Source organism: Sorangium sp. So ce834, from assembly GCF_051521425.1.
GTDB classification, from domain to species: Bacteria; Myxococcota_A; Polyangia; order Polyangiales; family Polyangiaceae; genus Sorangium; species Sorangium cellulosum_D.
In genome coordinates this window covers 570,677-582,351 of record NZ_CP150351.1, presented here as the reverse complement: position 1 = coordinate 582,351, position 11,675 = coordinate 570,677, and the positions used below count along the sequence as shown (strand labels likewise).

11 protein-coding genes are annotated in these 11,675 nt (G+C 74.2%); 9 read left to right on the top strand and 2 right to left on the bottom strand.

Annotated features, from left to right (window positions below; translation table 11 throughout):
- Positions 1 to 8: 8 nt before the first annotated feature.
- From WMF20_RS02170 to WMF20_RS02150, 5 genes are all read left to right on the top strand, one after another.
- A complete protein-coding gene (locus WMF20_RS02170) occupies positions 9 to 755 on the top strand; it encodes a radical SAM protein (RefSeq protein ID WP_437610270.1) in 747 nt (248 codons plus the stop codon).
- Positions 752 to 1,828: a radical SAM protein gene (locus tag WMF20_RS02165; protein ID WP_437610268.1), complete on the top strand. Its 1,077-nt coding sequence runs from the start codon at positions 752 to 754 to the stop codon at positions 1,826 to 1,828. The genes WMF20_RS02170 and WMF20_RS02165 overlap by 4 nt, the downstream gene beginning before the upstream one ends.
- Entirely contained in the window at positions 1,825 to 2,817 is a 993-nt protein-coding gene (locus WMF20_RS02160) for a class I SAM-dependent methyltransferase (protein WP_437610266.1), read from the top strand. Before WMF20_RS02165 ends, WMF20_RS02160 begins: the two co-directional genes overlap by 4 nt.
- On the top strand, positions 2,814 to 3,434 hold the full coding sequence (locus WMF20_RS02155; RefSeq protein ID WP_437610264.1) for an ATP/GTP-binding protein: 621 nt from the start codon (positions 2,814 to 2,816) through the stop codon (positions 3,432 to 3,434). Before WMF20_RS02160 ends, WMF20_RS02155 begins: the two co-directional genes overlap by 4 nt.
- Positions 3,435 to 3,501: 67 nt before the next feature.
- On the top strand, positions 3,502 to 4,110 hold the full coding sequence (locus tag WMF20_RS02150; protein WP_437610262.1) for a Uma2 family endonuclease: 609 nt from the start codon (positions 3,502 to 3,504) through the stop codon (positions 4,108 to 4,110).
- A 27-nt stretch (positions 4,111 to 4,137) separates the two neighbouring features.
- Here the strand turns inward: WMF20_RS02150 and dnaX are convergent, their stop codons facing one another.
- Positions 4,138 to 6,501, bottom strand: coding sequence for a DNA polymerase III subunit gamma/tau (gene dnaX / locus WMF20_RS02145; RefSeq protein ID WP_437610260.1), 2,364 nt, complete (start codon positions 6,499 to 6,501; stop codon positions 4,138 to 4,140).
- Positions 6,502 to 6,779: 278 nt separating this feature from the next.
- Between dnaX and WMF20_RS02140 the strand changes: the two genes are divergently transcribed.
- The 4 genes from WMF20_RS02140 to WMF20_RS02125 all read left to right on the top strand — a co-directional run bounded on the left by WMF20_RS02140 (position 6,780) and on the right by WMF20_RS02125 (position 10,582).
- Positions 6,780 to 7,103 carry a YbaB/EbfC family nucleoid-associated protein gene (locus tag WMF20_RS02140; protein WP_437610258.1) on the top strand — a complete coding sequence of 108 codons (324 nt, stop codon included), beginning with the start codon at positions 6,780 to 6,782 and terminating at the stop codon, positions 7,101 to 7,103.
- 86 nt (positions 7,104 to 7,189) lie between these two features.
- Positions 7,190 to 7,804 carry a recombination mediator RecR gene (recR, locus tag WMF20_RS02135; RefSeq protein WP_437617075.1) on the top strand — a complete coding sequence of 205 codons (615 nt, stop codon included), beginning with the start codon at positions 7,190 to 7,192 and terminating at the stop codon, positions 7,802 to 7,804.
- Between the two features lie 96 nt (positions 7,805 to 7,900).
- The gene (locus tag WMF20_RS02130; protein WP_437610256.1) at positions 7,901 to 8,287 is read left to right on the top strand and encodes a RidA family protein; all 387 of its coding nucleotides are present in this window, start codon (positions 7,901 to 7,903) and stop codon (positions 8,285 to 8,287) included.
- A gap of 54 nt (positions 8,288 to 8,341) precedes the next feature.
- A complete protein-coding gene (locus WMF20_RS02125; protein WP_437610254.1) occupies positions 8,342 to 10,582 on the top strand; it encodes a hypothetical protein in 2,241 nt (746 codons plus the stop codon).
- Positions 10,583 to 10,738: 156 nt separating this feature from the next.
- Here the strand turns inward: WMF20_RS02125 and WMF20_RS02120 are convergent, their stop codons facing one another.
- Positions 10,739 to 11,551, bottom strand: coding sequence for a hypothetical protein (locus WMF20_RS02120; protein WP_437610252.1), 813 nt, complete (start codon positions 11,549 to 11,551; stop codon positions 10,739 to 10,741).
- Positions 11,552 to 11,675 lie beyond the last annotated feature (124 nt).

The window sequence follows — 11,675 nt, the reverse complement described above, 5'->3', positions numbered from 1 at the left end:
GAGGCCCCATGCCGACCGCGACGAGACCCCAGAACGCCACGCTCACCGGCGCGCTCCCGCTCGACCGCCCCACGGCGGAGCGCCCGCACCGGCTCTACGTGGCCACCTCGAACCACTGCAACCGCGCCTGCCCGTGGTGCTGCACCTGCTCGTCGCCCCGGGGCCGAACCTTCCTCGCCCTCGACCGTTACCGCGAGAGCTTCCCGGCCGAGGGCCCCTTCGAGGTGCAGCTCGAGGGCGGCGAGCCCACCATCCACCCGCACTTCGATGAGATGGTGCGCCTCGCCCGCGCCGAGCCCCGCTGCGCGCGCGTCGTCGTCGTCACCAACGGCGTCGAGATCCCGCGGGACCCGGCCGGGCTCGACGCCTGGCTCCAGAAGCTCGGCGAGCCCACCACCCTCAAGCTCTCGATCAACCACCACCTCCTCGAGCACGACACCGGCCTCCTCCCCCTCGCGCGCGCCCTGCGCGAGCGGCTCGCCGCGCTCGGCGGCGACCGCCAGCTCGTCCTGAACGTCCGGCTGCGCAAGACGGAGGCCGACGGCGACGCGTGGGTCGTGGAGGCGGTGCGCGACGCGGGGCTCCTCGCGCTCGCCAACGTGTTCCACCTCCAGCGCTACGGCTTCGCGCAGAAGCGCGAGGACTGGAACGAGCCGTTCCTCGTCGGCACCCATTTCACGATGCTCAACCCGGACGGCCGCGCCTTCGGCCCCGACCTCGTGGCGCGCTCCGACGCCATGCGGGGCCTGCCGTGAGCGCGCGCCCCTTCCGCGACGACTGGCGCCGCCTGAAGAGCCGCGCCTTCGACCTGACAGGCAACAGCACCGCCGGCGAGACGGTGCGCTTCGACCTGTGGGGCAGGCCGGTCGAGATCTACCGCAACGCGAACTTCTCCATCTACAGCCGGCAGCCCTGCAATGCGAAATGCCACTTCTGCGTCGAGGAGCTCAGGCCGGCGTCGCGCGGGCGCAGCCTCTCGCTGCAGAAGACCGTCGAGGACGACGACGCTCGCTATTTCGACGCCATGGCCGAGTCCCTCGACGCGCTGAGGCCGCTCGATCCGACGGTATCCATCACCGGCGGCGAGCCGAGCCACGATCCGCGGCTGCCCCGCATCCTCGCCCTCGGGCAGGCCCGCCGAGGGCGCAAGCGGACGCTCACCACGAACGGCTCCGGGCTGCTCCAGCGGCGCGACGGAAAGCGCGTGATCGACTGGATCGCCGACACCGGCGTGCAGCACCTCAACATCAGCCGCGCCCACCCCGATCACGACGCGAACGCCAGGCTGATGGTGATGAAAGACGGCCTGAGCGTCGACGAGCTGCGCAGCGTCGTCTCGGCGGCAGCGGCGGGCGGCACCCGGGTGCGCCTCTCCTGCGTGCTCCTCGCGGGGCAGATCGACTCGGTCGACGCCATCGTGGCCTATCTCCGGTTCGCCCGGTCGCTCGGCGTGGACAACGTGATCTTCCGGCAGCTGATGAAGACCGACCCGACCGCGGTCGCCGAGAACCACGTCGTGAAATACAGCGATCGCGCGCGCGTCCGGCTCGAGCCGATCCTCGACGCGCTCAGCGCCGACGCGCGGTTCTCGTTCGAGCGGCAGATCGTGGGCTATTATTACTATGTCGAGGTGTTCCGCTTCGAGGACATCGATGTTGTCTTCGAGGAGGCCGACCTCGCCCAGCTCGAGGAGACGAAGCGCTCGGGCCCGGGCATCGTCCACGAGCTCATCTTCCACCCGAACGCCCGGCTCGCGTCCACCTGGCAGCCCTGGGACGGCATCCTGGGCCCGCCCCCGGCGGCGCGCGCGTCGCTCAACCCGTCATGACGCCGCCCGTCATCCCCGTTCCGTACATCGGCCGCAACCTGCTCTTCCTGGAGGAGGTGCTGGACGAGCTCGACGCGCGCGGCGTCACAGCCCCGCTCCTGTTCCGCGCGAGCGAGACGGACAAGCTGGCTCGCCTCCTCGAGCACGGCACCGACCGCGCCGGATATCCGGGAGAGCGGCCGTGGACCGACGGCCCGGACCAGGGGCGCCCGATCCGGCACGAGGACGTGATCTTCGCGACCACCGAAGGCGAGATCCGGCGGGGAGAGCGGGAGCCCGAGCGGTCCACGTCGCTCAAGAAATTCGCCGGGATCACTCGGCCGCTGTTCGTCGCGCACGACGCCCGCTGCTTCGTCAAGCTCTGCGACCGGCAGTACGAATACCGCGATCCGGCGCGGAAGCAGGCGGCGCTCCTCGCGCTGTTCCCGGTGACGCGGGTCGAGCCCATCCAGGGCTGGTTCTCCGAGGAAGACGGCCTCGCGTACCGAGCGCTGGTGCGCTCGCTCCGGGGCGGCGCGATGGTCGAGGTGGGCTCCTGGAAGGGGCTCTCCACGGCGTACGTCGGGCGGCTCGCGGCGAGACACGGTGTCGCGCTCCATTGCGTCGATACGTGGGACGGCTCCAGCGACGCCTACGACGAGCGGTATCGCGCCCTCTTGGCCGCGGAGGACGTGCCGGGCGCGTTCCGGGCGAACATGGAGGCGCTCGGGATAAGGCCCCACCTCCTCCGGATGCCGTCCACGGACGCGGCGGCGCGCTTCGCCGACGCGAGCCTGGATCTCGTGTTCCTCGACGGCTCGCACGACCGCGCGGCCGTGCTCGCCGATCTCGAGGCCTGGTGGCCGAAGCTCAAGCCGGGCGGCGTTCTCGGGGGCCACGATCACAACGAGGAGCACGCGGGCGTCGTGGACGCGACAGCGCACTTCATGTCCGTGGCTGGGCGGCGGATCGAGCGCGGCGGCGGATCGGTGTGGTGGGCACGGCGATGAGCGCGTCGGAGACGGGCAAGCGTCTCTTCGTCGCGACGGGCGCCTATTCGTGCGGCAAGACCACGACGCTCCGCCACCTCGCGACCACGCGGGGCTGCCGCGTGCACGGCGAGGCGCACCGGCGCGTGCTCGACGAGCTCGGGGCGCGCACCCACGGCCACCCGCCCGACGCGCCGTTTCGCCCGATCGACGCGCCGGACCACCTCTGTCCCCTGTGCCGCAAGCGGGAGTTCGCCGCGCGGGTGCTGGAGACCCAGAAGGCGATCGAGGCGGAGGCGAGAGATGGGGACTGGCTGGAGCGCGGGTATCTCGATCCGGTCGAGTACTACCTGCGCACGAGCGGAGAGACGGCGTATCCCTGGCCGCCCGGCGAGCCCGCGTTCGAGCGCTATGCGCTGGTGTTCCTGTTCGCCGTGATGCCAGAGCTGCAGGCGCCGCGCTGGGGCAGGAGCAGCGAGGCGCGGGCCGCCGAGGCGGAGCGGATCAACCTGCGGCTCGGCGCGCTGTACCGGGCGGCCGGCTTCGAGGTGGTCGACGTCGGACCGGGCACCGTGGAAGAGCGGGCGGAGCTCCTGGCGAGCCGCGCGCGGCTCGGGGGCGCGGGGCGAAGCGCTTGAGGTGGCCCGTCGCGGCGTGTGAGGGCGGCGACGCGCGGGGCGAGCGTGCTATCCTGCGTGAGCGCCCATGGTAGCCGCCGTGCACATGCCGTTTCCGTCCCCGACCGCTCCCGCGGGTGAGCAGCGGTTCGTGCTCCACGGCGTTCCCTGGCAGACCTACGTGAGGCTGCGGGACGAGCTGGACAGGCCCGGCCTGCGGATGACCTTCTGCGAGGGAACGCTGGAGCTGATGAGCCCGTCCATCGATCACGAATTGGCGAAGAAGAGCATCGCCCGCCTGATCGAGCTCTTCGCGGTGGAGCGAGATGTGCCGCTCTACGGCTACGGCTCGACCACGTTTCGCCTCGAGGCCAAGGCACGCGGCCTCGAGCCCGACGAGTGTTACTGCGTCGGCGAGCCGATCAAGGAGTTCCCCGACATCGCGATCGAGGTGGTGCTGACCAGCGGCGGAATCGACAAGCTGTCTGTCTATAGCGGTCTCGGCGTCCGTGAGGTCTGGTTCTGGGAGAACGACGCCTTCCACCTCCATGCGTTGCGCGGCGAGGCGTACGAGGCCATCGCGGCCAGCGAGCTGCTTCCGGATCTGGATCTCGTCGCGCTCGCGCGGTTCGTCCGCTGGCCCGACCAGCACGCGGCGGTCAAGGCGTTCCGCGGCTGGCTGCGGAACGCCGGCTGAGCCCGCTCGGACTGCGGCGCCCGACGCTCACCCGTCCGCGAACTCCTGAGAGAGCCGCACGTCCTTGAGCTCCGCGCCGAGCAGCTCGATCGCGGCCGTGACGAGCGGGTGGTCGGCCACGGCGCGCCGGGCGGCCTCGACGCGCGCCTTGCGCTCGGCGGTCTCGACCTGCGCGAGCGACGGGCCGGCGCTGCCGCGGGTGATCGTCTCGAAGACGAGCTCGGCGGGGCCGCCGAAATGGGATTGCAGCACGCGGGCGAGCATGTCGCGGGCCGCGGGCTCGGTGGCCTGGCCCGACAGGAACGAGTTCGCCTCGTAGCCGAGGACGACGCGTGTCGGCGAGAGCTCCAGCACGGCCGCGTGCTCGAGCACCGAGGCGAGCGCCGGCCGCAGCGCCCGGACCGCGGTGATCACCGCGCGCCAGGTGGCGAGGTCGCTGGCGCTCATCGCCGGGGGCGGCGCGCTGCTCGTCCTTGACACCGGGCCCGACGGCGCGGGGGCCGCCGGGGCGCTCTGCGGAACGGAGTACAGCGCCCCGCGCGGCGACGGAGGCGGTGCGCTGTCGGGGCGGTACGCCGGCGCGGCCGCGCCGTTCGCGTACGGCGCCTTCGCGAACGCCGGCGCCGCCGCGCCCGCGAACGCCGGCGCCGCCGCGCCCGCGAACGCCGGTGCGGCGCTGCCCGCGAAGGACGCCGCCGCGCCGTTCACGCCCGGCCCGCCGTTCACGAGGGAGACGACGTTCGCCGCCGCGCCGTTCGCCGCCACACCGCCGCTCGGGCGCGCCACCACGCCCGCCGGCGGCGCGCCGTAGGCCGCAGCCACCGGGCCGCCCGCCGCCACCGCGCCGCTCGGCCTCGCCGCCACCGCGCCGCCCGCCATGGCCACCGCGGGGCCGTGCGCCACGGCCGCGCCGTTCGCCGCCGCGCCGTTCGCCCTCGCCGCCCCGCCCGCGCCCGGCGCGCCGCTCGCGAACGCGACGCCGTTGGCGGCCGCGCCGTTCGCCGCCGCGCCGTTCGCCCTCGCCACCCCGCTCGCCGCCGCGCCGAACGCCGGCCCCGCGCCGAACGCCGGCCCCGCGCCGAACGCCGGCCCCGCGCCGGCGCCACGCGCGTCCTCCGGCGCAGCCTCCGCCGCGCCCCGCCGGGGCGCAGCCGCGCCGCCGGACGGCGCGCCGGGCCGCTGCGGCGCCCGCTCCGGCGCACCGCCTCCGCCGCCTCCGCCGCCACCTCCGCCGCCGTTCAGGCGCCGCTCGAGATCGCCGAGGCGGCGCAGCAGCTCGTCGATCGGCAGGAGCGGCGGACGCCTGGCGAGCCGCACGAGCGCCATCTCCAGCGAGGCCCGGGGCTGGCCGCTCCGGACGATGTCGTCGAACGCGCGCGAGAAGCCCTGGTGCAGCCGCGTGAGATCGTCCGCGTCCGCGCGCGCCGCGAGCGCCCGCGCGTCGGCGACCTCCTCGTCGGCGAGATCGAGCAGCGGCGCCGGATCGTCGCAGACCTTCGCCACCACGAGATCGCGCAGGTGCGCGAGGAAGTCGCGGGCCACGTGCGGCAGGTCGTACCCCTCCTGCGCGAGCTCGCCGACGATGCGCACGCACGCCGCAGGATCGCCGTCCACCAGCGCCTCCGCGAGCCGGTGCAGCACCACGCGATCGGCGACGCCGAGCACCTTCGCCACGCCCTCGGCCGTGATGCGATCGCCGCTCGTCCCCACCCACGCGATCACCTGGTCGAGCAGGCTCATCGCGTCGCGCATGCTCCCCGCCGCCTCCCGCGCGAGCGCGCTGAGCGCAGGATCGTCGGCGGGGATCTTCTCCTGCTCGAGCACCCAGCGGAGCCGCGCCGCGATCGCCTGCGCCCCGATGAGCTTGAAGTCGTAGCGCTGGCACCGGCTCAGGATCGTGACCGGGACCTTGTGCACCTCCGTCGTCGCGAAGATGAACTTCACGTGCGGCGGCGGCTCCTCCAGCGTCTTCAGGAACGCGTTCCACGCCGCGTTCGAGAGCATGTGGACCTCGTCCACGATGAAGATCTTGAACCGGTCGCGCGCCGGCCGGTACGGCAGGCTCTCCTGGAGCTTGCGCACCTCGTCGACGCCGTTGTAGCTCGCGCCGTCGATCTCCTGGACGTCGACGTCCGCGCCGACGGTGATCTCGGCGCACGGCGCGCACGTCTGGCACGGCTTCGCCGTGGGGCCGTGCACGCAATTCAGCGCCTTGGCGAGGATGCGCGCGCTCGTCGTCTTGCCGACCCCGCGGACGCCCGTGAAGAGGAAGGCGTGCGCGACGCGATCCCGCGCGATGGCGTTGGCGAGCGTCGTGGAGACGTGCTCCTGGCCGACGAGATCCTCGAAGGACTGCGGGCGCCATTTCCGCGCGAGGACGACGTAGCTCATACGCTGCTCGACTAGCACCTTCTCGCGGGCGCGTCGCCGCAGCTGTGACCGGCACGGACGGCGCCCCGCATTCCGGTCAGTTTGCCAGAGTTGCCGCTCGAAACGCACCCCGCTCCGCCGGGACCGGGGCCGGTCGACGCGCGCCGGGGAGTCCCTGGAGAGGCGGAAGCGCCCGCTCGCGCGAGACGGACCGGGACGGGGCCGGACCGGCCGGGCTCTCCGCGTCCCCTTCCCGGTTGCGGCGCGGCGCGGTTCACGGCATAGACGGCCGTCTGACCATGCAATTTCGCGGCGGAATGAATGAGCTGGTTCGCCAGGCGGCGCGCATGCAGCGCAAGATCGACCAGGTGAAGGGCGAGCTGAAGGACCGCGAGGTGAGCGCGACCGCCGCCGGCGACAAGGTCACCGTCGTGGTCTCCTGCGAGGGAAAGGTGCGCAGGATCGACGTCGACCCCGCCTTCCTCGCGAGCGAGGGCCTGGAGATGGCGCTCGACGCCATCGTGGCCGCGTCGAACTCGGCGCTCGAGGCGGCCGACAAGCTCGTCGAGAGCGAGATCGCCAAGGTGACCGGCGGCGTGAAGCTCCCCGGCATGCACACTTGACCGCGTTGCGTCCCCCGGCCTCGCTCCCCGGCTCCTCGAAGCTCCCGAACGGCGGCCCCGCCGGCTTCCGCAGCGCGCCCGGCGGCCTGCCCGGCCGGCTGTCGCGCGTCGCCCAGCTGCTCGCCCGCCTGCCGGGCGTCGGCGAGAAGACGGCGCAGCGCTTCGCCCTCTTCCTCGTGACCGCCGGCGAGGACACCGCGCGCGACCTCGGCGGCGAGCTCGCGGAGCTCTGCGACCACGTCCGGCCGTGCACCCGGTGCGGCCACATCGCCGAGCTCGACGACGACGGCCGGGCGCTCTGCGCCATCTGCCAGGACACGCGGCGCGACGGCGCCCTCCTCTGCGTCGTCGCGCGCGTGCAGGACCTGCTCGCGATCGAGCGGAGCGGGGCGATGCGCGGGCGCTACTTCGTGCTCGGCCGGCTCCTCTCGCCGCTCGAGGGGGTCGGGGCCGAGGAGCTGCCGCTCGAGGCGCTCCGGGCGCGCGTGCGCGACCCCGAGCAGCCGGTCCGGGAGGTGCTCGTCGCCACCCCGCCCTCGGTCGACGGGGAGGCGACCGCGCTGCTCCTCGCGCGCGAGCTCGGCGCCATGGGGATCCAGGTCACGCGGATTGCCAGCGGCGTGCCGCACGGGGGAGATCTGGAGTTCGCCGACCAGGTGACGCTGGGGCGAGCCATCGAAGGCCGGAAGAGCTTCGGCTAGCGAAAACCGCGCAGCTCGGCCCCCGACCCACGAGAGCGAGGGCCGGGGCCGGCGGGCCTTCCGCACGCCGGGGCGCTCCACGATTCAGAGGTCGACATGTCCAAAACCGCAATCACATCCGACCGTGCACCGCGCGCCATCGGGCCCTACTCGCAGGCCATCCGGGCCGGCGACCTCGTGTTCTGCAGCGGCCAGATCCCGATCGATCCCACGACGGGCGAGCTCGTCGGAGGGGGGATCGAGGCGCAGACGGCCCAGGTGATCAAGAACCTGACCGAGGTGCTTTCCGCGGCCGGCGCGGGCTGGGACGACGTGGTGAAGACCACGATCTACCTGACGAACCTCGCGGATTTCGCCGTCGTCAACCAGGTGTACGGGGCGGCCGTCGGCGGCGCGCCGCCCGCACGGGCGACGGTGCAGGTGGCGGCGCTGCCCAAGGGCGCCGCCGTCGAGATCGAAGCTGTTGCCCATCTATCGCGATAATCGGGGAGCCGCGGCCGCGGCCCCCATCTCCAAAATGTCCCCGGGAGCCTCGACATGAGCACAAAGAACGAGAGCGAGAGCACGGAGCGGACCGCCAGCGCAGTTCCCGAACCTGCGCACGAGGGCGCCCCCGATGCAGAGAGCGGAGACAAGCCGCGCGCGCGCAGGGTCGTCCGCTCGGCGAGCACGTCGGCCTCCGCGAAGCGAGCCGACGAGCCGTCCGAGGGCGCCTCGGCGCAGCCCGCAGGCGAAGCGCCGCGCCCCTCGGCGAAGGCCGCCGCAAAGGAGCCGCAGGGCTCGCTGCTGGACGTGATCGCGCCCCGCAAGCGGCCGGCGCTGGCGGACGCGCCGCCGCCGGCCACGACGCCGGCCACGACAGAAGACGCCGCGCCGCCGCCCACCGCCGCGCCGCGCGTCGTGCGCGACTACCGCGCGCCCAGGCCCGAGCGAGCCGCCGCGCCCTCCGGCGCGCCGCGGTTCGACCGGGGGCCGAGGCCCGACCGCGGCCCGCGCCCCGATCGCGGGCCCAGGCCCGACCGCGGCCCGCGCCCCGACCGGGGGCCGAGGCCCGACCGCGGCCCCAGGCCGGAGCAGGGCGCCGGCGCGGCGCAGGGGGCCGGCGCGGAGCAGGGCGCGAGGTTCGACCGGGGGCCCAGGCCCGACCGGGGGCCGAGGCCCGACCGGGGGCCGAGGCCCGACCGCGGCCCGCGCCCCGACCGGGGGCCCAGGCCCGACCGCGGGCTGTCGGCGCGGCCGGCCGCGGAAGGCGGGGGCGCGCGGCCCCCGGCGGCCGAGGGACGAGCGCCCGCGGCGGCGAAGCAGCAGCAGCAGAGCGACCGGATGGTGACCGTGGTCGGCCAGGGCGCCGCCGCGACGGTCGTGACGGGCAAGGGCGCCCGGCAGCAAGGCCCGGCAAAGCCGGCGCACCTCCTGTTCGCGCTGCCGGCGGCCAAGGCGAAGCAGGTCGCGGCGGCGGACAAGCCGGCGCTCACGGCGCGCGAGGCGCTCGCCGCGAAGGCGAAGGCGAAGCAGGCGACCGCGGCCGCGAAGGGCAAGGCCGAGGGCGGGGCGCGGCCCGAGGGCAGCGCGGGCGCCGAGGCGGCGAAGGTCGAGTTCGACGCCGAGGTGCTCGCGGCGGGCTGGGACCGGGCGATCGAGGCGCTGCGATCGGCGGGCGACGCCGCGCCGGCGCTCGTCGACGCCTGGCTCGGCGCCTCCAACGCGGAGGCGATCGCGGCGGCCGCCGAGTCGGAGGAGGCCCCCGGCGCGGCGCGGAAGGCGGCGCGGCGCGCGCTCAACGTGCTGAAGTCGCGCGGGGCGGCGATCCCGACGCGCCCGCGCGTGGTGCGGCTCGCCGAGGAGCGCGCCGAGGTGGTCGAGGCGACGCTGATCCCGCCGGACTCGAGCGGGACCGAGGCGATCGCGATCACGAGCCGCGACACCAGCGGCCGCTACCGGATCGCGGAGGTGATCGTGCGCGACGGGGTCGGCGTGGTGCACGCCGGCGCGGGGTGGCTCAGCGGCTCGCAGCTCAAGGAGGGCCGGGCGCGCGCGCAGGACAACCTGGGCACGGCGCCCGTGGCCGTCTCCCTGGAGTGGGCCCGCCACCGGATCGCGCTCGCGAAGCGGCAGAACGCCGCGTCGGGGCAGGTCCTGCCGCTCGGGCTGGAGGGGTGTCGCGATCTCATCGAGCCGGCGCCCGAGGCCGAGCCGCGGCACCCGGTGGCCGACCTCGAGGAGAGCCTGACGGACGAGCTGGTGGCGTCGCACATCGCCGGCTCCGCCTCGCTGCACGACGAGCCGGAGTTCCGGCACTGGCTGCCCGCGCGGCAGGCGCTCGACGAGCTCCTGCAGAAGGTCGGCCAGCGGCTCGGGACCGCCGGGATGCGCGATCCCGCGCTGGTGAATACAGCGCTGCGGGAGGAGCTCGAGCTCGCGACCGACCGGTTCTTCTCGCCCGAGGTGCGCGGGCAGCTCGCGACGCGGATCCGGAGCAGCGCGGTCTCGCTGCGGGCGCGCAAGGGCGACGCGGCGGCCACCGCCGCCCTCGCCGTGGCGCGCGCCATCAAGGAGGCGGGGCTGATCACCTCGCCGCCGCGCGAGATCCCCTTCCTGGCGGCGTTCTTCCAGAAGGCGCTCGGCGTGCTCGCGCAGCAGGGCGGCGGGCAGCTGCGGGTCCCGGTCCCGGCGGGCGCGGCCGCGCCGGCCGGGGGCGGCGAGGCGCCTGCCGAGGGCGCGGGCGGCGAGGCGCCGAGCGGCGAGGGCGCCGAGGCGCAGCAGGCGGCCGGCGGGTGATCGAGGGCGCCGGCGACCCCGGCGCATGATCGAGGGCGCCGGCGACCCCGGCGCGTGATCGAGAGCGCTGGCGACCCCGGCGCGCTGGGCACAAAGAGCGGAGAGGCGAGCCCGGATCCTTCCGGCGCTCGCCTCTCGGCTTTTGTCCTGGCGGAGCTACTTCACGTCGATGGTGATGTCGCCGTTCTCGGTGAAGAGCTCGAGGAGGCCGCCGTCGCCGTCGCCCATCGTGTACGACGTCGCGCTGCCCTCCCCGGCGGTCGCCCACGTCGAGGGGATGCCCTGCGCCACGACGTCGCCGTTGAGCGTCTGCGCGGTCATCGTCCCGTCCACCCCCGCCGGCACCGAGAGCTCGATCGCGCCGTTGCCGGAGGAGATCGCGCCGTCCGAGCTGCTCCACGCGTCGAGGTCGACGAAGACGCTGCCGTTCTTTGTGGCCACGTCGATCGCGCCGCGCGCGCCGACCACGTCGATGCTGCCGTTGTTGCTCACGATGGTCGTGCCGCGGGACGGGACGCCGTCGAGGTCGACGTCGATGCTGCCGTTATCCTGCTCGATGCGGAGCCCGCCGTCGAAGTCGTTCGGCAGGACGACCTCGATGTCGGCGCCGAGGTACCCCGAGGAGCCGTCCCTGGTGCGGGTCGTGATGACGACGTCGCCGTCGGTCTTCGCGGCGAGCTCGAGGTCCTCCTCGATCTCGTGCACCGCGAGCTGGTTCTCGTCCTTCTTGCGCATCGTGAACGGGGAGAAGGTGACCACGACGTCGCTCACGTTCCCGGTGCGGACCTCGACGTCGCCGTTGTCGCTCACGATGCGGATGCTCTGGGTCGGGAGGTACTCGACGTGCACGCTCTCGTCGTTGCCTTCGTAGCGCACGAGGGTCTCGGCGGTGACGACACACCCGGCCGTCGCTGCGGCAGAGGCCGCGCAGATCAAGAAGCAGGCGATTCGAAGCGAGCGATTCATCATGGATTCCTCTCGGGCAGATTGTACGGCGGGCGAGGCCCGAGCCCCGTCCGACCGCGCACGGAGCGCGCTGGCCCGTTTCTTGGACGCAGGCTCCGAGCGGCACATCCTGGATCGCAAGATTTCG